The organism is Bradyrhizobium sp. SZCCHNR1051, assembly GCF_032489615.1.
In the GTDB taxonomy this organism is placed as follows: domain Bacteria; phylum Pseudomonadota; class Alphaproteobacteria; order Rhizobiales; family Xanthobacteraceae; genus Bradyrhizobium.
Genome location: NZ_JAUEYJ010000006.1, coordinates 46137 through 65828 on the forward strand (window position 1 = coordinate 46137; position 19692 = coordinate 65828).

21 protein-coding genes and 1 tRNA gene are annotated in these 19692 nt (G+C 67.1%); 11 read left to right on the top strand and 11 right to left on the bottom strand.

What is annotated here, in order from left to right; all coding sequences use genetic code 11:
* Window positions 1-274: 274 nt before the first annotated feature.
* Both QW868_RS08675 and tsaD read right to left on the bottom strand, forming a co-directional pair.
* The gene (locus QW868_RS08675) at window positions 275-1255 is read right to left on the bottom strand and encodes an NAD(P)H-dependent glycerol-3-phosphate dehydrogenase (protein WP_316230340.1); all 981 of its coding nucleotides are present in this window, start codon (window positions 1253-1255) and stop codon (window positions 275-277) included.
* 214 nt (window positions 1256-1469) lie between these two features.
* Window positions 1470-2537, bottom strand: a complete 1068-nt coding sequence (gene tsaD, locus QW868_RS08680; protein WP_315777336.1) for a tRNA (adenosine(37)-N6)-threonylcarbamoyltransferase complex transferase subunit TsaD — start codon at window positions 2535-2537, stop codon at window positions 1470-1472.
* A 140-nt stretch (window positions 2538-2677) separates the two neighbouring features.
* Between tsaD and QW868_RS08685 the strand changes: the two genes are divergently transcribed.
* From QW868_RS08685 to QW868_RS08700, 4 genes are all read left to right on the top strand, one after another.
* Entirely contained in the window at window positions 2678-3409 is a 732-nt protein-coding gene (locus QW868_RS08685; protein ID WP_316230341.1) for a uroporphyrinogen-III synthase, read from the top strand.
* A gap of 50 nt (window positions 3410-3459) precedes the next feature.
* A complete protein-coding gene (locus tag QW868_RS08690) occupies window positions 3460-4764 on the top strand; it encodes a hypothetical protein (protein WP_316230342.1) in 1305 nt (434 codons plus the stop codon).
* Between the two features lie 7 nt (window positions 4765-4771).
* A complete protein-coding gene (locus tag QW868_RS08695; RefSeq protein WP_316178776.1) occupies window positions 4772-6661 on the top strand; it encodes a heme biosynthesis protein HemY in 1890 nt (629 codons plus the stop codon).
* 147 nt (window positions 6662-6808) lie between these two features.
* A tRNA-Thr gene (locus QW868_RS08700) sits at window positions 6809-6884 on the top strand.
* A gap of 851 nt (window positions 6885-7735) precedes the next feature.
* Here QW868_RS08700 and QW868_RS08705 read toward each other — a convergent pair.
* The 4 genes from QW868_RS08705 to QW868_RS08720 are packed head-to-tail and all read right to left on the bottom strand — an operon-like array spanning window position 7736 to window position 10566.
* Window positions 7736-8089, bottom strand: a complete 354-nt coding sequence (locus QW868_RS08705) for a DsrE/DsrF/TusD sulfur relay family protein (protein WP_316230343.1) — start codon at window positions 8087-8089, stop codon at window positions 7736-7738.
* Window positions 8090-8137: 48 nt separating this feature from the next.
* The gene (locus QW868_RS08710; protein ID WP_315785868.1) at window positions 8138-8497 is read right to left on the bottom strand and encodes an SHOCT domain-containing protein; all 360 of its coding nucleotides are present in this window, start codon (window positions 8495-8497) and stop codon (window positions 8138-8140) included.
* A gap of 31 nt (window positions 8498-8528) precedes the next feature.
* On the bottom strand, window positions 8529-9821 hold the full coding sequence (locus tag QW868_RS08715) for an MFS transporter (protein ID WP_316230344.1): 1293 nt from the start codon (window positions 9819-9821) through the stop codon (window positions 8529-8531).
* A gap of 4 nt (window positions 9822-9825) precedes the next feature.
* Window positions 9826-10566: an MBL fold metallo-hydrolase gene (locus QW868_RS08720; RefSeq protein ID WP_316230345.1), complete on the bottom strand. Its 741-nt coding sequence runs from the start codon at window positions 10564-10566 to the stop codon at window positions 9826-9828.
* Between the two features lie 74 nt (window positions 10567-10640).
* On the opposite strand from QW868_RS08720, the gene QW868_RS08725 reads away from it, so the two are divergent.
* Complete coding sequence (locus QW868_RS08725) at window positions 10641-11309, top strand: metalloregulator ArsR/SmtB family transcription factor (RefSeq protein WP_315785862.1); 669 nt, start codon at window positions 10641-10643, stop codon at window positions 11307-11309.
* A gap of 21 nt (window positions 11310-11330) precedes the next feature.
* Complete coding sequence (locus QW868_RS08730; protein ID WP_316230346.1) at window positions 11331-12173, top strand: nucleoside phosphorylase; 843 nt, start codon at window positions 11331-11333, stop codon at window positions 12171-12173.
* Window positions 12174-12229: 56 nt separating this feature from the next.
* Here the strand turns inward: QW868_RS08730 and QW868_RS08735 are convergent, their stop codons facing one another.
* The gene (locus QW868_RS08735) at window positions 12230-12394 is read right to left on the bottom strand and encodes a hypothetical protein (protein WP_316230347.1); all 165 of its coding nucleotides are present in this window, start codon (window positions 12392-12394) and stop codon (window positions 12230-12232) included.
* Between the two features lie 43 nt (window positions 12395-12437).
* Window positions 12438-12692 (bottom strand): hypothetical protein, encoded by a 255-nt coding sequence (locus QW868_RS08740; protein WP_316230348.1) that lies wholly within the window; start codon window positions 12690-12692, stop codon window positions 12438-12440.
* 387 nt (window positions 12693-13079) lie between these two features.
* Between QW868_RS08740 and QW868_RS08745 the strand changes: the two genes are divergently transcribed.
* Entirely contained in the window at window positions 13080-14483 is a 1404-nt protein-coding gene (locus QW868_RS08745) for a GSCFA domain-containing protein (RefSeq protein ID WP_316230349.1), read from the top strand.
* A 17-nt stretch (window positions 14484-14500) separates the two neighbouring features.
* Here the strand turns inward: QW868_RS08745 and QW868_RS08750 are convergent, their stop codons facing one another.
* Entirely contained in the window at window positions 14501-15079 is a 579-nt protein-coding gene (locus tag QW868_RS08750; protein WP_316230350.1) for a hypothetical protein, read from the bottom strand.
* Window positions 15080-15503: 424 nt separating this feature from the next.
* On the opposite strand from QW868_RS08750, the gene QW868_RS08755 reads away from it, so the two are divergent.
* Window positions 15504-15920 carry a hypothetical protein gene (locus QW868_RS08755; protein ID WP_316230351.1) on the top strand — a complete coding sequence of 139 codons (417 nt, stop codon included), beginning with the start codon at window positions 15504-15506 and terminating at the stop codon, window positions 15918-15920.
* A gap of 79 nt (window positions 15921-15999) precedes the next feature.
* On the opposite strand, the gene QW868_RS08760 is transcribed toward QW868_RS08755, so the two are convergent.
* Complete coding sequence (locus QW868_RS08760; RefSeq protein WP_316230352.1) at window positions 16000-17046, bottom strand: polysaccharide deacetylase family protein; 1047 nt, start codon at window positions 17044-17046, stop codon at window positions 16000-16002.
* 321 nt (window positions 17047-17367) lie between these two features.
* On the opposite strand from QW868_RS08760, the gene QW868_RS08765 reads away from it, so the two are divergent.
* The gene (locus QW868_RS08765; RefSeq protein WP_315740486.1) at window positions 17368-17655 is read left to right on the top strand and encodes a hypothetical protein; all 288 of its coding nucleotides are present in this window, start codon (window positions 17368-17370) and stop codon (window positions 17653-17655) included.
* 115 nt (window positions 17656-17770) lie between these two features.
* Window positions 17771-17986: a hypothetical protein gene (locus QW868_RS08770; RefSeq protein WP_315811878.1), complete on the top strand. Its 216-nt coding sequence runs from the start codon at window positions 17771-17773 to the stop codon at window positions 17984-17986.
* A gap of 74 nt (window positions 17987-18060) precedes the next feature.
* On the opposite strand, the gene QW868_RS08775 is transcribed toward QW868_RS08770, so the two are convergent.
* Window positions 18061-18867, bottom strand: a complete 807-nt coding sequence (locus QW868_RS08775) for an oxidoreductase (protein ID WP_315778204.1) — start codon at window positions 18865-18867, stop codon at window positions 18061-18063.
* 105 nt (window positions 18868-18972) lie between these two features.
* On the opposite strand from QW868_RS08775, the gene QW868_RS08780 reads away from it, so the two are divergent.
* Window positions 18973-19560, top strand: a complete 588-nt coding sequence (locus QW868_RS08780) for a TetR/AcrR family transcriptional regulator (RefSeq protein ID WP_316230353.1) — start codon at window positions 18973-18975, stop codon at window positions 19558-19560.
* Window positions 19561-19692: the final 132 nt, after the last annotated feature.

A 19692-nucleotide genomic window follows, 5' to 3' on the forward strand; every position in this document is an offset into this window, starting at 1 on the left:
GCGGAATACGGCCTCGCTCGGCGGCCGGATCAAAGAAGACGACAACGGCCGGGTCAACACCTTAGAGCCGGGGCGCTGCGCTTTTGCCCAGCGATGACGCGGCGCCGGTCTCTGCGCTCAACCCTCATGGTGAGGAGTGCCGCAGGCGCGTTCAGGCGATGCTCTCGCATCGCCCCGAGAACCATGAGGCCGGATCAGGGCCTCCCCCTTCGAGACGCCCGCCTGCGGCGGGCTCCTCAGGGTGAGGGGTGAATGTGGTGCGCAGCCAGAACGCTCACTCCTCCGCCTTGAACGGGCGCATCATCAGCGCCTCGATCGCGGCGTCGATCGTCACCGCGCCCGCGAGGATCGCGGCAACGGCCTGCGCCACCGGCATCTCGACGCCGCGGGAGGCTGCGAGCTCGACCAGGACCGGCGCGGTGTATTGCCCCTCGGCAAGCTTGCCCGCGGGCAGCGGCTCGCCGCGGCCGAGCGCGAGGCCGGCGGCGAAGTTGCGCGACTGCGGACCGGCGCAGGTCAGGATGAGGTCACCGAGGCCGGACAGGCCGGTGAGCGTTTCGCTGCGGGCGCCATAGGCGCGGCCGAGCCGCACCAGCTCGGCGAAGCCGCGCGTGGTCAGCGCCGCCAGCGCCGAGGCGCCGAGCTTGCGGCCGGAAACGATGCCGGCAGCGATCGCCAGCACATTCTTGGCGGCGCCGCCGATTTCGACGCCACGCACGTCGGTGGAGTGATAGGGCCGGAAGGTCGGCGAGCCCAGCGCATGGACGAGATCGGCCGCAAGCGCCTCGTCGGGCGCGGCGAGCGTCACCGCGGTCGGCAGGCCGCGCGCGACGTCGTCGGCGAAGCTCGGGCCGGAGAGGATCGCGGGGATCGCGTTCGGCGCGGCCTCCGCGATCACCTCGGTCATGAATTTATGGGTGCCGTGCTCGATGCCCTTGGCGCAGGCGATGAGCGGCGTGCCCGGACGGAGCAGCGGTGCGAGATGCATGACGGCGCCGCGCAGATGCTGGGCGGGGACGACGATGAGAACGGCGTCGGCGCGGGCGGGCTCGGCAAGATCGGCGGTCACGGCGATGCGCGACGCGAGGGGAATGCCGGGCAGGCGCGGGTTCTCACGGGCAGCGCCGATGCGCGCGGCGTGGTCGGCATCGCGGGCATAGAGCGTGACGTCACGCCCGGCGCGCGCTGCGACAGCGGCGAGCGCGGTGCCCCAAGCACCGGCGCCGATGACGGAGATCGTTTGGAAACGAGTCATTCGCCGCGGATTCGGCTGCGCTCCCTCCCCCCTTGCGGGGGAGGGTTGGGGAGGGGGGTGCCACGAGCGAGAATTTTTATGGAGCCCCCCCCACCCCCGACCTCTCCCCGCAAGGGGGAGGGGAGCGCACCGCGTGTGGTGCAGGAGCTTGCCACATCACAGCCGAGGGCGATCCAGCCGCTTCGTGCGGAATGAAAAAGCAATTCCATCACCCTCAAAACCCCGCGCGCGTATTCGCGAACTTGCCGGGCACGCTGGCATTCGCATCCAGCAGCCAGCGCGCCCGCGGGGCGGCGTCCATGCCATCGACGAGGCCGAGCGCGAGGCGCTCCAGTCCGGCCCAGGCGATCATGGCGCCATTGTCGGTGCAGAGCGCGGGCGGCGGCATGATCAGCCGCGTGCCGGCCTGCTGCGCGACATCGTCGAGCGCGCCACGAATGGCTTGGTTGGCGGCGACGCCGCCGGCGGCCACCAGCGCGGTCGGCGCGCCGAAGCGCTGCTTGAACAGGTCGAGGCCGACGCGCAGGCGGTCGGCCGTCGAGTCCAGCACCGCCGCCTGGAAGCTGGCGCAGAGGTCGGCGATGTCCTGCTCGCTCACCTTGTCGAGCCGGCCGATCTCGTTGCGCACGGCCGTCTTCAGCCCGGACAGCGAGAAATTGGCATCGCTGCGGCCCAGCATCGGACGCGGGAAGGCAAAGCGCGCGGCGTCGCCATTGCGCGCGGCCTGCTCGACCTGCGGTCCGCCCGGATAGGGCAGGCCCAGCATCTTCGCGACCTTGTCGAACGCCTCGCCCATCGCGTCGTCGACGGTGGTGCCGAGCCGGACGTAGTCGCCGACGCCGGCGACTGCGACGATCTGGGTGTGGCCGCCGGAGGCCAGGAACAGGCAATAGGGGAAGTCGATTGCATCGGTGAGGCGCGGCGTCAGCGCATGCGCCTCGAGATGGTTGACCGCGATCAGCGGCGTGTCGTGCACCATCGCGATCGCCTTGGCGGTGGTGAGGCCGACGATGACGCCACCGATCAGGCCGGGGCCGGCGGCCGCCGCGACGCCGCCGAGCGCGGCATAGTCGATGCCGGCTTCGCGCATCGCCGCGTCGATGAGATGGTCGAGCATGTCGACATGGGCGCGCGCCGCGATCTCTGGAACCACACCGCCATAGATGGCGTGCTCGTCGGTCTGCGAGCGCACCACGTTGGAGAGGATCTGCCCCTTGCCGTCCGAATCACGCGCCACCACGGCCGCGGCGGTCTCGTCGCAGGTGGTTTCGATGCCCAGCACGAGCGTTTGCGATTCGTTACCCAATCTCAACCCTTTTGGTCATTATGAGTGCGCAGAACCGCCTAACACCACGAGGTCGCCAGGTGCAATCGTCCGTCCGTTGCAGCCCGGCCGATCCGTGTTCGACGGGAGCATAGCACATGGCCGTGCTGGTGACCCGTCCCGCCCCGGACAATGAACGCACCGCGAGCGCCCTGCGCGCGCGCGGCTTCGAGGTGCTGCTGGCGCCGATGCTGCGCTTCGAGCCGGTCGCGCTGCCGCCGGACGCGGGCCGCGACGCCGCCGGCGTCATCGTGACATCATCGAACGCGCTGCGCGCGGCGGCGCCGCAGCTCAGAGGGTCCGCATTGCTGCGCCTGCCGCTGTTCGCGGTCGGCGACCGGACCGCCGCAGCCGCACGCGAGGCCGGCTTCACGCAGGTGATCTCGGCCGCGGCCGATGCGACGGCGTTGCGCGACCTGATCGCAGACAGCGGCGTCGTCGTCGACGCCAAGGCCACCCTGCTCTATCTCGCTGGCGCCGACATCTCGCGCGACCTCGCTTCCGAGCTCGCCGAGCGCGGCTTCGATGTGGTCACCCAGACCGTCTATCGGATGGCGCCGGTCGCGGCGCTGCCGCGCGACGTCTGCGCGGCCTTCGCAGCCAACCGGATCGAGGCGGTGCTGCATTATTCGCGGCGGAGTGCCGCGGCATTCGTGGCAGCCATCCGGACCGATGGCGTCGAAATCTCGGCGCTGGCGGTGCCCCATGGCTGCCTGTCGGCCAATGTCGCCGAGGTGCTGCGCGAGGCCGGCGCCACCCAGGTCACAATCGCGGCGCATCCGGATGAAAACGACATGCTGGAGGGCCTGACCCGTGCGCTACGGTCGTGAATGGCGTAAGAGAGCCTGCTCAATCTTGCCTCAGCCAGGGAACTTCCACCATGGTCGATGAACCCGACACCGCTGCACCGGCCTCCGACACTGGGCGGCCGAAACGGCCACCGCCGACCATCGACCTGGAGCCGACCTCACGCGAGGAGCGCCCGTCGGCCAGCGAGAGCGCGGCCGAGCGGCCGACCGCCTCGCCATGGTCCGCTCCGGCGGCGGCGATGGCCGAAGGCTCGTCGGAGACCGCCGCCGAATCGCACCCGCATTTGGCGCCGGACGCCGAAGCGGCTGCTGCCGCCGATGACAGGGTCGAGGAGACCATTGCCGCGGCCGAGCCGCCGCGCATGGCGCCGCCCCCCTCCCGGCCGGTGTCGCCCTGGATCATCGCGCCGTTCTCCGGCGCGGCCGCGGCCGCGCTGGTCATCGGCGTCGGCTGGATGCTGGGCTGGCCGCAGGTCGCACCGCCGTCGGCGATCTCGCCGCAGGCCACGGCGGTCGACGAGCTCACCTCCCGCGTCGCCGGGCTGGAGCAGCGCATCGGCAAGCCGGATGGCGCCGTGACCGGCCGGCTCGATGCCGCCGACAAGGCGATGGCAGCGCTTCGCAACGACGTCGTCGGCCTGCGCGCTCAGGCCGACAAGACCGTGGCCGCCCTCAACGACGTCCGGGCGCAGCCGCGCGACGGCTCCGCGCCGGCGCCCGCACCCGAGCCGGTCGATCTCTCCGGCCTGACCGCACGCATCGACGCGCTGGAGCGGGCGAGCAAGAACCAGAGCGCGGCGCTGGCGCAGGAGCGCGCCAGGATCTCCGAGGCGGCAGAGGCGGCCAAGCCGGCCGACGACGCGCCGTTGCGCCGCGTGGTCGCCGCGACCCTGCTCGACGTCGCCGTCCGTCACGGCGATCCCTATGGAGCGGCGCTGACCACCGCCAAATCGCTGGCGCCCGACGCGGCCGCGCTGAAGCCGCTGGAGGCGTTCGCCACGACCGGCGTGCCGAGCCCCGCGGCACTGAGCCGCGAGCTGCTCACCATCGTGCCGAAGCTCTCGCCGCCGGCGCCCGAGAGCACCACCGGGACCTCGATCCTCAGCAAGCTCTCGGCCGGCGCCTCGAGCCTGGTCAAGGTCGAGCGCACCGACGGCGCCGGCACCGATCGCGGCGCGGTCGTGGCACGGATCACCGCGGCGGCGCTGCGCAACGATTTCGCCGAGGCCCGCCGCGAGCTGAAGGGTCTCTCGCCTGGTGATCGCGCCCCCGCCAATGACTGGCTCGCACGCGCCGATGCCCGCGACGCCGCGCTGTCGGCCGCCCGCAAATTCGCCGACGACGCGATGACCGCGCTCGCCAAACCCGCGCAATAGGACGCCCATGTTCCGGATCGTCATTTTCCTCATCCTGGTCGGGCTCGCCGCTGCGGGCTCGGCCTGGGTCGCCGAGCAGACGGGCGACGTCGTCTTGAATTGGGGCCCGTGGCGGATCGCCATGACCTTGCCGGTGTTCGTGCTCGCGCTCGGCCTCACCATCGCCGCCTGCGTCGCGCTGTGGAACCTGATCAGCGCGCTGCTGCGGGCACCCGGCCGTATCCGCAAGGCGCACCGCGCCCGCCGGCATCAGCGCGGCCGCCACGCCATCACCCACGGCCTGCTGGCGATTGGCCACGGCGATTCGACTGCGGCGCGGCAGCACGCCGACACCGCCAGGCGGCTGGCCGGCGACGATCCGCTGACGCTGCTCCTGCACGCCCAGGCGGCGCAGCTCGAAGGCGACCGCGACGGCGCCCGGCGGGCCTTCCGCGCCATGGCCGAGCGCCAGGACACGCGCCTGCTCGGCCTGCGCGGCCTGTTCATCGAGGCGCAGCGCGCCGACGACGCCTATGCTGCGGTGATGATCGCCGACGAAGCGCTCAGGCTGGCGCCCAACGCCACCTGGGCCTCGCATGCGGTGCTCGGCTTCCGCTGCGCCGAGGCCGACTGGGACGGTGCGCTTTCGATCCTCGACGGCAACTACACCGCCGGCATGATCGACAAGCCGACCTACCGCCGTCAGCGCGGCGTGCTGCTGACGGCGCGCGCGCTGGCGCTGGAGACCGGCGACCGCGACCTGTCGCGCACCAGCGCGATGGACGCGGTGAAGCTGGCGCCAACCCTGGTGCCGGCCGCGGTGCTGGCGGCGAAGTTCGAGAGCGAGGCGCACCAGGTGCGGCGCGCGATGAAGATCATCGAGGCCGCCTGGGCCGCGTGCCCGCATCCGGATCTCGCCGACGCCTACGCCCATGTGCGGCTCGGCGATTCGGCCCGGCAGCGGCTGGCGCGGGTGGAGAACCTGGCCGCGCGGACGCCCGGCCATGTCGAGGGCGCGCTGGCGGTGGCGCGCGCGGCGATCGACGCCGCCGAATTCGGCCGCGCCCGCGAGGCGCTGGCGCCGTTCACGGAGGACCCGACCCAGCGCGTGGCGATGCTGATGGCCGAGCTGGAGCGCACCGAGCATGGCGACGCCGGCAAGGCGCGCGAATGGGCGCTGCGCGCGGTGCGGGCCCGCCACGACCCGGCCTGGACCGCGGACGGCTATGTCAGCGACCGCTGGCAGCCAATCTCGCCGGTCACCGGCCGGCTCGACGCCTTCCAGTGGCAGACGCCGGTGGCGAGCCTGCCCTCGGAGCGCAGCAGCGTGATCGAAAGCTCGGCCTTCGCCGAAGCCGTGCTGGCGCCGCCGGTCCGCCCGGCCATGGCCGAAGCCGCGGTCGAGCCGCCGCGCGAGGCCGCACCCGCGCCCGTGGTGATCACGCCGGCCGTGCAGGACAACGAGCCGCCGCGGCCGGCGGCAGCCGCCGAGCCCGAGCAGGCCGAAAAGCCAGTCGAGGCAGTGGACAAGCTTGTCGACAAGCCCGTGGATATCCCTGTGGACACGGCTGAGGACGGCAGGCTGATCGAGGCCACGGCCATCGCCGCCGAGCCGGCGCCGCCGCTGCAGGCCGCGGCCCCCGCCGAGGCCGAATCGGAGCCGGAGGCCGAGCCGGATGCCGTGGCCGCCAAGCCGGCCGAGACCGCGGCCACCGCGCCGACGCCGCTGTTCCGCACCCGCAACGATCTCGCCAGGCCGGCGGAGACGCCGATCCAGGCGATCGTCCCGATCATGCGACCGCCGGACGATCCCGGCGTCGACGACGACGACCAGCCCCGCGACGAGTTCGCCGAGCAGCTCGCGCCCAAGGCCCAGGCCGGCGGCTGGCGCGGGTTCTGGTCGCGGTTCGGCGGCTGAGGGCAACCAGCCCCGCCGTTCCGGGTCACACCGGTTCGTTTCCGCGCCGCGGCGGCGCGCGTTGTCCTTGCCAACGGGCCGTTCGCCCGATATCAGGAGCGCGATCGCGTCGTCCGTCCCCGTGCCGGGCGCTCGCCGCTATGGTTCGCCGCAATAGCTCAGCTGGTAGAGCACGTCATTCGTAATGACGGGGTCGGGGGTTCGAGTCCCTCTTGCGGCACCACGCTTCGCCCTTCGGGCTACGCGTGGCGCAGCCGCGCAGGTGCCCGAAGGGCGAGGCGTGCCCGGCGTAGCTTCTTGGCGAAGCCGGGCGTTTGAGCCCCCCGGTGCTCCGGCTAAGCCCCGCGTTCTGATCCGATCAACCCTGTCAAACAGCCCACCGCTCGTCGCAGCCTTGCTCACGCGCATACCACCGCACCCTCGCGGCCGGTTCGGCCCGAGCTCTGCTGCAGTCGGCGTCCTCGTCGATTGAGAGGGCGCAGGGAAGGCCGAGTGCCGACTGGCACCCGCGGCCCCCGTGCGAAGAAAATGCACGGGGAAGGAACCACAGGCTCAGCCGGAAACAACCCGGCCTTCCCTGCGCAATGGTTTGAACGGCTGCTCCGTGCTCTCCCAGGGGACCGGGCTTGCTTGCCCCCGTCATCGGGATGTCACCGACCAAGACACCAGCGTCGGGGTGTCGGGACCACACGGCTTGACCGTCCGCGAAACGACGTTCGTCCGCACCTCCATCGAGATGCTGCGTCGCTCCGCGGCCACCGCTCCCCGCCGCAACGTCCCGTGACGATCGCGATGCGCCCCTCTCAGTGCGGGCGGGATGCGCGAGATCAAACCATTGATTTGGGGACCTTGTCAACAAAATTTCTGGTATTCGGAATTCGTGCCCTGCGCTGCTCCCCTGCGGCGGCACGCCGCCAATGGTCCCGTTTGGCCGCCATCAAACTCGATGACGAGGCCAAACTGGCTCCCGAGCAGGACGACGAGAAAGGTGCAGCGTCACCGTAACCCGTGGTCGTTCCTCTGCGAGCGGTGTGACGGTCATTGGACCAAGAGGCACTCTTCTTGGATACTGAATCAAAACACCAGCACCTTCTCGGCGGAAACGGTCATCGCCGCGAGTTCAACCATGGTGCTGCGCCTGACACCGCCGAGTATCTCTGCATCAGCAAGCCCGCGGGCGTCCATGCAGGTGCCGCAAAGTAGGACTTGTCCTTTGCCCGCGAGAACGCCCTTTAGCATGCGCTCCACATTGTAGTAGCCGTCCGGCGTCTTCTGGCCCGACTTCGCGGCCACTACCGCGTCAGCCATCAAGAACACCGTCACGGTGGTCGCTGGATCGCTCTTGGCGAGAGCGAGAGCGAGGCGCAAGCCGTTGTAGGTGCGCTCGGTGCCGTAGGGCGGGTCGTTGAGTATCAGCAGAACCTGCAAGGGCGCCTCCTCTTCCAACTGATCAAGCTTGCGGTTGGACGCGCCGAATTACTCGCCGAGAACGCGCCGCCGGTCCTCGAATTCCGCCTTATCTATCTCGCCACGCGCAAAGCGCTCTTTGAGGATATCGAGCGCCGTCCGGGCTGGCGGCGATTGGTGTTGCGGATATGTCCCCGGCCATGGGCCGCCCAGCCAGCGAACGAGGACAACTGCGAGGGCAACCAGGACTGCGAGAAAGAGAATCATGAAAAACGGACCGAACATCATGGCGTATCCTCCGCCCCATCCCATCATGTGCGGGCCCCAACCGTAGTAGCGTTCAGGATCTGACGGCGCCTGCGCTTGCGCCCATACTGCCCCAGGCAGGAGGGAGAGAGCAGCGACCGTTCGAACCAATACTTTCTGCATCGGCTTGCTCCATCATTGAAGAAATTCAACTCTACCCCGCCGGTCGCCTCGCTTGTTGCGCGAGGTCAACCGAAGTCGCTGTACGCTCCCGCATGAACACCGCCGCGACAGCCCCGGAAATGAACGTCAGAGCGGCGATCGAAACAATCGCCGCTGAAAGTCCGAATCTGTCTGCGATGATGCCGGCCGACAGCGCACCGATCGCGTAGCCGAGGTCGCGCCAGAAGCGGTAGACGCTGAGCGAGCGAGCGCGCCAGCTTGGATGCGAGGCGTCGGACACGGCGGCGATCAAGCTCGGGTACACCATGGCCGTGCCAAGTCCGAGCAGCAGGCTGCCGACGAGCCACCACTCGAAATGACTCGTCCCCCCGGTCAGGAACAAGCCCCCGGCCTGCACCCACATGCCGGCGACGATCAGGCCCTTGCGGCCCCAGCGGTCCGACAGGGGACCCGTGGCGACTTGGAGGATGCCCCACGTCGCTGGATAGACGGCCTTCAATATGCCGATCCGATCAACCGCGAGACCGAAGGAGGCGAAGAATAGCGGGAAGATGCCCCAGCTCATGCCGTCGTTGAGGTTGTTCACCAGCCCGGCCTGCGATGCGGCAAACAGGTTGCGATCCCTGAATGACGTGAGGAGGAAGATCTCCCGGAAGCTGATCGGAGACGCTTGCCGTGCATGCACCGCCATCTCCAATCGGACGTGCTCGCGCGTATCGCGCACCAGCAGGATCGAAAGCGCGGCGCCGAGAATCGCATAGGCCACACCGAGATAGATCGGTGCCGGCCGCAACCCATACTCCGACGCAAGATAGCCGGTGAGGTAGGCGGTCGCGCCGACCGCGAGGTATCCGGCGAACTCGTTCAGGCCCACCGCAAGGCCGCGCGACTTCGGCCCGACGAGATCGATCTTCATGATCACCGTCATCGACCAGGCAAGGCCCTGATTGATGCCTAGAAGGGCATTGGCGGCGATCACCCATCCCCAGCTTGGCGCCCAGATGATCATGAAGGGCACTGGAAGTCCTACGAGCCACCCAAGGATCAGAACCCGCTTGCGCCCCCATTTGTCGGCAAGCTTGCCGGAAATCAGATTGGCGCACGCCTTCACGACGCCGAAGCTGACGATGAAAGAGACGACAAGCGTCGTCGAGCCGACCTTGAACTCCTCGGCACCGATCAGTGGCACGACGGTTCGCTCGATCCCGACCATCCCGCCCACGAAAGCGTTGATGAGGACAAGTAGAGCGAACTGCGGCCAATTTTCCCTCAGCCCCAATCTGACCAAAGAGGCGGCTTGTGGAGCGGATACCGTTTCGCTCATGGCATCAGGCCGCAGCGGCAGTGACGCCCGAATTGGCGGCTCTGATCTTCGCGGCTTCCGGCGGCGCCGGCGGAATCTCGGCGACCATGAACCGCACAAACTCGGCTTCATCCTCGATCATGAAGGCCTGGTTGTGCCGCTTCTCGAAGCCGATGGTCGACCAGGGCTTGCCGCTCAGCCGGCGGCCGCAGACCGAACCCGCATAGGCGCCGGGCAGCACCTCGACGTAGTCCGGCAGCCCCTTCAGCTGGCGCACGCTGCGAAACAGTTGTTTTGCGCCATCTTCGGCGCTGGCGGCGAGTTCGGTACGGCCCAGATCGCCGACCATCAGGGTGTGGCCGGTCAGGACGAACCAGGGCTCGTCGGCGCGAGTCCGGTCCGTCACAAGAATGCAGATGTGCTCGGGTGTGTGCCCCGGCGTGTGGAGAACTGTCGCCGTGACGTTGCCGAGCGGAAGGACTTCGCCGTCGCTCACACCTTTGAACGGAAACGACACGCCCGCGGCCGACGAGAGCACGTATGGCGTCCCTGCCGCGTGGGCGAGAGCCCGACCCGCCGAGAGGTGGTCGGCATGGACATGCGTATCGATGACGAAGTGAATGCGCATGCCGGCATTGTCGGCGGCTTGCAGATAGGGCTGGATATCGCCGACGGGATCGACGACCGCGCCGGCCGCCTTGCCGCCGCAGCCGAAGAGGTAGGAGATGCCGACGGGCTCGCTATGCAAGAACTGGCGGAGGATCATGGACTTGCACTCCCCTCTAAGAGCGGCTAGATACCATTCAATCGATCTGCTGAATGATATCTTCAGGAGCTGCCGTGTCAAGTACCGGACCGAAACACGCGATCTATGAAAATCTCGCCGAGGTGGCGCAGGCGTTGGGCCATGCGCATCGGCTTGAACTGTTGGAGCACCTCGCCCAGGGGGCGCGCAACGTCGAGGAGCTATCGGCCCGTGCTCATCTGACGTTCGCCAACACATCCCGCCACCTGCAGATCCTCAGGCGCGCGCGTCTCGTCGAGACGGAGCGTCGGGGTAAACACGTTCTCTATCGCTTGGCCGGCGATGCCGAAGTGGTCGCGCTGACGAAGGCCCTGGGTCGCGTCGGCGAGCGAAATATCGCCGAGATCGGCCGCGTCGTGACCGACTACTTCCATGCCCGCGACGCGCTCGAACCGGTGTCGCGAGATGATCTGGTCGCGAGATTGCACGACGATCTGGTCACGGTGCTCGATGTGCGCCCCGAAGACGAGTTCGCGCTGGGCCATCTACAGGGAGCTCTCAACATTCCACTCGCCGAGTTGGAGCGACGTTTGGGCGAACTTCCGAGGGGCCGGGAGGTGATCGCCTATTGCCGCGGCCCCTATTGCGTCCTTTCGTTCGAAGCGGTCGCAGCGCTCAGGACGCGAGGTTATCGCGTCCGCCGTCTCGAGGATGGCTACCCCGAATGGAAAGCCGCCGGCCTGCCCGTCGAATCGCTCGCTTGAGACAAGCGCATCTGGTGCATCATGAATGCTAAGCCTCCGCGCGCAGAAGCTGCGTGGCCGATTGTCGGCGTCAAGGACCACAAAGCGGCCTCGGTGTTCCGGCCCGAAGCGCTGCTCAGGGAGGCGCGGCGGCAGAGAGAACTGCCGCTCGTCGCGGTCCCCGAAATCTGCGTGCTTGACCCGGACGGCGATGTCGTGCGCCACCTCAAACGGACCGGCGCCGGCCGCGTCCATGAAGGATGGGCCTGCTATCACACTGAGCTTCTTGCTTTTGATTTCGACGGTATCGGCGAGGTCGGCATCGTCGGCTGCGCCGTCGGCGCACCGTTCGCCGTGCTGATCGCCGAGCAACTCTTCGCGTCCGGCTGTCGGCTACTCGTCAGCGTCACGTCCGCCGGCCAAATCACTCCAATCGGACCCACGCCGTACTTCGTCCTGATCGAACGCGCGCTGCGCGACGAGGGGACGAGCTATCACTATCTTCCGCCAGCAACGTTTGCTGAAGCACCAGATTCAAAGTTGCTCAATCGCGCCGAACAGGCGCTACGTGGGCTCACGGGCATCTCGGTTCACCGCGGCCCGACCTGGACAACCGATGCGCCGTATCGCGAAACCGAAGCCGCGATTGCTTCCGCACGGGATTTGGGTGTCCTTGCAGTCGAGATGGAGGCTGCGGCCCTATATGCATTCGCGAACGCAAGGGGCCAGTCGGTAATCTGTTTTGCTCATGTGACAAACGCGATGGCTCAGGTTGAAGGAGACTTCGAGAAGGGCGAGGCAGATGGGACCATCGCAACGCTCGCGGTCGTCGCCGCCGTCGTCCGAGCATGGTCTGCTTCACCTCGAACACCAGGCTTCGGGTGAAGTAGCCGCGATGTTGGCTGCTGCTGGGCTTAATCCTTCCGAGATCGTTCGGCCGTTCACCGTGCGCTTGCCAGAGCATTCGCCCTTGCACTCTTCGCTAATGCTTCCAGTGCGCCGATATCGAGCCCCTCGATCTTTGCTTGTGCCGGGTTTGCCAGGGAGCGAAGGATTTCGGTTTGGCGATGCCCCGGCACCTCGCCATATCCCACAAAGGTCGTCATTTCGCTCTCGTGTCCGAGGTTTTGGCTCCATGGCTTCCATTCCTCAGGAGACCGGCAGAGGGTCCCACCGAGTCGCGCTCAACGGCCGGTCATTGTGGCCCGGTTGATCCCCGGCGCGGAACGCTCGGGCTTGCTCGACATGAAACTTGCTGAATGCCTTCCGACCGGTCGAGGTCTCGAAGCACTCAATCGCGCGAAGGGCGGCGTCGATGGTCGCATCCTGCTTGCCGCTGGCAGCTTGGAGGAAGAAGGCATAGTCGCGCTTCACGCGCTCATTTTCAGGGCCGTATTTCTGCATCGGTGGTTAGACCCCTTCAGAGCGTGGAATACAGTGGGAATGCGACGGCTCGCCGCGCGCCACTGGCCGGTTAAGAATTGCTTAACCCAAATCGCGCCATCGTTCGGCGCGAGCGGCGGGGTGAATGCCCGCACCGGCAGCAGGCGGCGATCCGGACGAGCACGTCCGAGGCGTTCGAATCCCGCCCGTGCCGGTTGCGCTCGGGGCGTACGCCAGCGGCAGGGCCGGTGGCGATCAGTATCCAGAGGTCATGGTGGGACGTCTCTCGCGAGGGCATGGCGCCTGTGCGCATGACGATTCGACCGGCACTGGCGATGCACCGGCTGCTGGCAGCGGCGCCGGACCAACGGCCGAAGACGCAACGCGAGACAAAGGCGAACCCGCGACATGAGCACGACTGCCCTCGACAACCACACCCAGTTTCAATCCATCGTCGGCCAGATCCGGACGCTCGCCTACAAATACATCGAGGACAAGGACTTCGTCAGCGCCCAGCTCGCGTTCCAGAAGCTGCTCGAGCTCGACCCCAAGGACATCAACGCGCGCTTCATCTATGCGCAGCTGATCGACGACGGCTCGCACAAGAAGCGCGCCGAGGCGCGCGACATGATGCTGGCGATCCTCGACGAGCATCCGGAGATCTTCGACGAGCCGAGCGAGGGCAACCTGCACCTGATCCGCAGTGCGGCCGTGCGCTGCAGCCATGTCGGGCCGTTCACGCGCTCGATGGAGCTGTTCCGCAAGCTCGCCCGCGCCTCCAACCAGGCGGCCGATTATTTCTCGCTCAGCGAGATCCTGACCCAGGGCAACGAATTCGAGGAAGCGGTCGCTGCGCTGGAGAAGGCGATCAAGCTCAACCCGGCCTATGACAACCCGATCAACCGCGAGACGCTGGAGCTCGCGCGGTCGAACGCCAAGAAGGGCAAGGCCAAGGAGGCCAAGGGCCGCGCCAAGGTCGGACGCTATCCGGAGACCAAGGACTTCCTCGGCGACCTGCAGACGCTGATCACCAACCACATCGCGGTGAACCTCGCCGCCGCGCCGAAATTCCTCGACAAGAGCACGCGCTTCTTCACCATGGGCTCGTGCTTCGCGCGCAATCTCTCCAAGAGCCTCACCGACAGTGGCTATTCCAGCCACCACATGGAGATCTCGGAGTACATCAACACGACCTTCGCCAACCGCGTGTTCGTCGACTGGCTGCGCGACGCCAAGATCGATCCGGAGATCCGCGAGCGCATCGTCGAGCTGCTGCCGCCGGGATCGAGCAAGGAGAACACGCTGGCCGTCATCAAGCAGGCCGATGTCTTCATCCTGACGCTCGGCGTCGCCGCGGCGTTCTTCGACCGCGAGACCGGCGCCTTCGTGCTGCCGCGGCCGACCGCGCTGAACTCGCGGGCGCTGGCCGAGAAGTACAAGTTCCGCACCGCCAGCGTGCAGGAGAACGTCGACAACGTGCTCTATCTGATCGAGTTCATCCGCAGCATCCGGCCAGGCATCAAGGTGATCGTCACCGTGTCGCCGGTGCCGCTGCTCACCTCGTTCGAATATGAATCGGTGGTGCAGGCCGACTGCCTGTCGAAGAGCACGATGCGGCTGGTCGCGCACGAGGTCGTCAACAACTCGAACCTCGAGGACATCTGGTACTGGCCGTCGTTCGAGGTGTTCCGCTGGGCCGGCTCCAACGCCTCCAGCTTCTTCGCCGCCGACGACGGCGCCGCCTGGCACGTCTCGGAGGACAAGGTGTCCGCGGCGGTGCGCGCCTTCGTGCAGACCTTCTCGCCGGCCTGAGCGCGCGAACGGCGGCCTCAGGGCAGCCGCTTCTTCCAGAGTCGGATGACCAGGATGCCGGCCTGGGCATAGCCCGGCGGCGAACTCTCAGGTCCGAACGGCGTCTTCGAATACAGCGAGCTCGAGACCAGGAAGCCGCCGACATACGGCTCAGGCAGGCCCGACAGCGCCAGGAAGCAGCGGTGCGTGAGCAGGCCGTCCTCCGGCAGATTGCCGCGCACCAGCCGGCAATCGCCGATGCCGGTGAATGCGATGCCGTTGAGCTGGCCCTCGGTGTAGGTGCCCAGCAGGGTCGGATCCATCGCCTGGCCGATGCAGACCCGCATCTCGCCGATGCTCTTGTCGCCGGTGTCGGTCATGCGGCCGTCAGCCGGCCGGACCCCAACGGCGCGGATCGAGAGCTGATCCTCCAGCGCCGGCGCGAAGCCGGTCTTGGTCGGCGCGCAGAAATCCGACGGCACGACGCGGCCCTGGCGCACGCTCCGCGCGATATAGATCTCCTCGACGCTGTTGTCGCCGGACTGCGCCCGGCCCTGCCCGCTGGCGGCCAGCAACGTCACGGCCGCCATGAACATCGCAACGATCACCCGGCCCATGCGCGCATCCTTCCTCCGAATCGATCGCCCTGACTATCGGATTCGGCGAATCTTCTGAACCAGCACCAACGAACAGGACATATACATACAATCATACCTCAATCTTAGGGCGCCCTGGCCCCATGAAGCTCCGCGTCGGTCATTTGGTAGCAAAAGTCAGGTAAGCAGGACTGCCGCGGGCGCCACCGCGCAAGTGCTGCAGTCGGTCGCTTGTCCGGATGGGCTCGTCCCGAGCTCCCGCGTCCTGAACGGAAGTCGCCGCGGCGGCGAAAAGGGTTCGAGAAAAATGGTGCGCCGGTCCGCAATGACATGTGCCGAGATCCCGGCTCCATTCGCGCTTGCAGGGCCGAGCGTGACCGCGGTCACATCGGACGGTCGCGCCGGCGTCTAAACCTCCTCTCAGTCAACGAGGGGAGCTTTCACGATGCGCAAGATGATCCTGATCGGAGCCATGATGCTCGCGTCCGCCGCGGCCGCACAGGCCGAGGGAACGCGCAGCCTGTCGATGACGTCGAGCGATGCCGCCGCTCCGGCACCGCGCCCGGCCTACGTCCAGCAGGCCGGCGAGGTCACCGTCACGCCGGCGCCGGTGCCAGCAGCCGCGGTCCAGGTCCAGCCGATTGCGCAACCGGTTGCGCCTGCGGCTCCCGCGGCTCCGGTCGCCGCAACAACTCCACCACAGCCCGCCGTCGCCGCTGCGACGCCGGCACCCGAGCCGACCCGCTCGGTGCAGAAATCATCGCGGCGGTCGAAATCGGCGCGCTCCGACCGGACGCGCCGCAAGAGCTGGACTGAAGCCCGGATCGTCCGCGAGCTGCATCGCCACGGCATCTATTGGTGAGCGGCCGGCGACAGGCGACAAACGAAGAAGGCCGGGCGAATGCCCGGCCTTTCGCGCGAGGAGACCCTGCAGCGGAGCATCACTGCGAGATGGTCTGGATCACGCTCGAGATCGGCCGCGCATTGGTCATTGTCGTCGGCAGCTTCGGATCCTGGCCGATCATCGCGTCATATTCCGGCAGCGTGTCGAGCGTGCCCTTCGGCTTCATCGCAACCACCTTGTAGCCGCCGGCCTTGAGCCGCCGCAGCAGGGTCGGCAGCGCCAGCGCGGTGTTCTTCTGGAAGTCGTGCATCAGGATGATGCCCTTGCCCTTCTTGTCGAGCCCGGTCATCACGGTGTTGACGACCTGGTCGGCATCCTTGGAGCGGAAGTCGAAGCTGTCGACGTCGCAGGAGAACATCGCGACATTGCGGCTTCCGAGATAGGCCACGGCAGAGGGCCGGTGCTGCAGTTGCGGGAAGCGGAAGAACGGCGCCGGGTTGGTGCCGAGCGCGAACTTGACCGCGCTGAAGCCCTTCTCGAGCTCCTCCTTGGCCGTCTCGTCGGTCATCTTCTTGCCGTTCAGATTGGCGTGCGACCAGGTATGAACGCCGACGACATGCCCGGCGGCCAGCACCTGGCGCAGGATCTCCGGATGATAGGTCGCATGCTTGCCGATCGTGAAGAAGATGCCGGTGGTGCATTCGTCGGCCAGCGCCTTCAGCACCGCCGGCGTGTTGACCGGCCACGGGCCATCGTCGAAGGTCAGCACCACCTCGTGGTCGGCGAGGAAGTCGAACTGCTTGAAATGGTCGAGGCCGAAGCCGGGGCCGCCGGTGGTGTCGACCATGACGGTGCGCGAGATGCCGAGCGCGTCAGGATTGGCGCAGGTCGATTTGGGCTGCACGGGCGCCGGCGCGCTTGCCGCCATGCGCGTGGAAATCGTGCCGGTCGTCTCGACATCGTCCTTGGCGCCGGCCTTGGCGGCGACGCGTGCCGGAGGGGGCGGCGCCGGCTCGGACGGCCGCGCCGCTGCGCTCTGCGCGGCGGCCTTGGCGGCGCTGGGCTTCGATACGTAGTACCAGACACCGGTGATCGCCAACGCCGCGACGACGGTGGCCAGCAGCAAGCCTAACGCATTACGCATGGTTACTCTTCCCGAAAGCGCGAGACACTCGATGGCGGACGCAACGCTGTCCGCCTCCTTCAATTAGCTTCCATTAGTGCCAACGATTCCTTAACGCGGTGCCAACACGACCAGGATCGAGCAAGATTTCCAGGATGATGCCGGCGCCGAAGCGGCAGTTCACCGGAGCGACATGTCGCCGCGGCCATCGGCCTGCCGGAACTGCCGACCAGGTTTGGATCTGGCGTGACCCGCATCACGGTTGCTAGAGAGCGATCAGGCCATGATGGGCGCATTGAAACACGCGGCTCCGCAGACATGCGGCGCCAATAGGAGCCAGCCATGACGACGTCCACCAATGTTCTGCGTAAGGCCGTTCTGACCGCCATCAGCGTCGCCGCCGTCTCGGCCTTCACCTCGACTGCGAGCTTCGCCTTCAGCGCCGAAGCGCAGCAGATGTGCACCGGCGACGCCTTCCGCCTGTGCAGCAGCGAGATCCCGAACATCCCGGCGATCACCGCCTGCATGATCAAGAACCGCTCGTCGCTCAGCTCCGGCTGCCGCGCAGTGCTCGACAAGGAGGTCTCCCGGCGCAGCGGCAAGGTCGCCGAGGTCAACGACGCCAATTGAGGAACCGCTCTTGGCTCCCCTGCGCGCCCCGGCTGCGACCGCGGCGCTTGCGACGGCCGGTTGTGACCACTAAAAGCGCCGCCAACCTTTCAATGCCGGGAGCGAGGCGCCAGTCATGAACAAAATCCTAACGATCATTCCTCTGGTCCTGATGGCGTCGGCGGCCTCAGCCCAGCAGCAGCCCGGCCAGGATGCCTGCGCGCGCGACGTCTCGCGGCATTGCCGCGCGGTGATGAACAACGGCGATCAGGCGGTGCTGGCCTGTCTCAAGGAGCATCGGGCCAAGCTGTCGAAGGCTTGCGAGAAGGTGCTGACCGAGCACGGGCAGTAAGGTCCGTCCCGCAGCACGGACAGCAATTTTCGCGAACTGGTGCGGCCCGCCCGAAGGCGGTCGGAAGCGTCTGACTACGCGAGGCGGAACTGCTTGCGCAGGGTCTTGTCGAATAGTCCGGCGGTTGCGAACCGGCGCAGCAGACTGACCATGCGCGCCGCATTGCCTGCGGTGTAGCGCCGGCGCGGGACCTGATCGCTCGCCGCCTTGATGATCACCTTCACGACGACATCCGGCAGGTCGGCCTTGGGCATGACATCCCGCAGCAGCGCCGCGACAGCCATGCGCGCCTGATCGTATTCGGCCTTCTGCTGGTCGGGCTCCATGCCGTTCTGATCGAAAACGGTGCGGACATAGGCCGGTTCGATGACGGAAACGCGGACATTGAAGGCCCGGACCTCGTGGTCGAGCGATTCCGAATAGCCCTCGATCGCATGCTTGGCGGCCGAGTAATGCGCCGAGTACGGCGCCGGGATGACCCCGAGGATGGAGCCGATGTTGAGAATGCGGCCGCCGCCCTGGCGTTTCATCACCGGCAGCACCGCATTCGTCATCCGCATCACGCCGAAGACATTGACGTCGAAGAGCGCCTGCGATTGCGGGATCGAGGATTCCTCTGCGCCGCCGAACATGCCGATGCCGGCGTTGTTGACGAGGAGGTCGATCTTCCCCTCCCTCAAGACGACGTCTGCGATCAGCGCGGAAACCGACGCCTCGTCGGTGACGTCGCAGGCCAGCATCGTGACACCCTGGGGGCCGTCATTGGCGATCTTCCGGCTTGTTCCGAACACCGTGAAACCCGCGCGGGCTAGACCTTCGGCGGCAGCGTAGCCGATGCCGGAGGATGCCCCGGTCACGATTGCAGTTCTTACGGCGGCCATGTGTTTTCCTCACGTAATCTCGGACTTCGCGTCAGAGACGGGTTGCATTATGATCGTTTAGTGATATTATGATCATAATGCAATAGAGATGCGGACGAAGGCGTCATGCGATACGAAAAGGGCCGAAAGGACACGTCGCGCCGCAGGATCATGGACGTCGCTGTCGAGCGCTTCCGCACGGATGGAATTGCGGGCTCAGGTCTGGCGACGATCATGAAGGATGCCGGCCTGACGAACGGCGCCTTCTATCCGCACTTCCCTTCGAAGGCCGATCTCGTCCGCGAGACGATCTCCGACTCCCTCGGCAGGCAGGCCGTATGGCTGCGCGAGGTGCTGGACGAAGGGGGACTCGATCGCTTGATCGACATCTATCTTTCCCCCGAACACCGGGACCATCCGGGGCAGGGCTGCGCCTCCGCGGCACTGTTACCGGAGCTTGCGCGGCAGCCGGAAGAGACGCGCGGCATGTATGCCCAACAGTCTCGCGCCCTTGTGCTGCTTCTCGCGGAAGCACTTCCGGCCCATGTCGAAGCGAGGGAAGATGTGGCATGCGCGATCTTTGCGACCCTGATCGGGACGCTCCAACTGGCCCGCGCAGTCGACGAAGAGGCGTCGAGTGGCATCCTGCGGAGCGGAAAACGCGCGATCCGCACCTTGGCTGGCCTTACGCGCGCACCCGCTTCTCAAGCCTGAATGAACGCCCGATGCGCGCGTCGTGTGCGTTCGGATGACGTCACGCGCGGCGCCATCAGCCTCGACCACACCTGAATTTGTGCAGATCGCACGGCGCAAGCCAAACCTTGCCAGGCAAGGAACACAGACCGG

Coding starts and splice junctions, on each gene's coding strand:
- QW868_RS08690 (WP_316230342.1), top strand. CDS start 3,460: ATGGTCGATGAACCCGACACCGCTGCACCGGCCTCCGACACTGGGCGG.
- QW868_RS08735 (WP_316230347.1), bottom strand. CDS start 12,394: ATGACGACCTTTGTGGGATATGGCGAGGTGCCGGGGCATCGCCAAACC.
- QW868_RS08695 (WP_316178776.1), top strand. CDS start 4,772: ATGTTCCGGATCGTCATTTTCCTCATCCTGGTCGGGCTCGCCGCTGCG.
- QW868_RS08770 (WP_315811878.1), top strand. CDS start 17,771: ATGAACAAAATCCTAACGATCATTCCTCTGGTCCTGATGGCGTCGGCG.
- QW868_RS08675 (WP_316230340.1), bottom strand. CDS start 1,255: ATGACTCGTTTCCAAACGATCTCCGTCATCGGCGCCGGTGCTTGGGGC.
- QW868_RS08715 (WP_316230344.1), bottom strand. CDS start 9,821: ATGAGCGAAACGGTATCCGCTCCACAAGCCGCCTCTTTGGTCAGATTG.
- QW868_RS08710 (WP_315785868.1), bottom strand. CDS start 8,497: ATGCAGAAAGTATTGGTTCGAACGGTCGCTGCTCTCTCCCTCCTGCCT.
- QW868_RS08750 (WP_316230350.1), bottom strand. CDS start 15,079: ATGGGCCGGGTGATCGTTGCGATGTTCATGGCGGCCGTGACGTTGCTG.
- QW868_RS08740 (WP_316230348.1), bottom strand. CDS start 12,692: ATGCAGAAATACGGCCCTGAAAATGAGCGCGTGAAGCGCGACTATGCC.
- QW868_RS08755 (WP_316230351.1), top strand. CDS start 15,504: ATGCGCAAGATGATCCTGATCGGAGCCATGATGCTCGCGTCCGCCGCG.
- QW868_RS08745 (WP_316230349.1), top strand. CDS start 13,080: ATGAGCACGACTGCCCTCGACAACCACACCCAGTTTCAATCCATCGTC.
- QW868_RS08780 (WP_316230353.1), top strand. CDS start 18,973: ATGCGATACGAAAAGGGCCGAAAGGACACGTCGCGCCGCAGGATCATG.
- QW868_RS08685 (WP_316230341.1), top strand. CDS start 2,678: ATGGCCGTGCTGGTGACCCGTCCCGCCCCGGACAATGAACGCACCGCG.
- QW868_RS08760 (WP_316230352.1), bottom strand. CDS start 17,046: ATGCGTAATGCGTTAGGCTTGCTGCTGGCCACCGTCGTCGCGGCGTTG.
- QW868_RS08720 (WP_316230345.1), bottom strand. CDS start 10,566: ATGATCCTCCGCCAGTTCTTGCATAGCGAGCCCGTCGGCATCTCCTAC.
- QW868_RS08730 (WP_316230346.1), top strand. CDS start 11,331: ATGAATGCTAAGCCTCCGCGCGCAGAAGCTGCGTGGCCGATTGTCGGC.
- QW868_RS08765 (WP_315740486.1), top strand. CDS start 17,368: ATGACGACGTCCACCAATGTTCTGCGTAAGGCCGTTCTGACCGCCATC.
- QW868_RS08775 (WP_315778204.1), bottom strand. CDS start 18,867: ATGGCCGCCGTAAGAACTGCAATCGTGACCGGGGCATCCTCCGGCATC.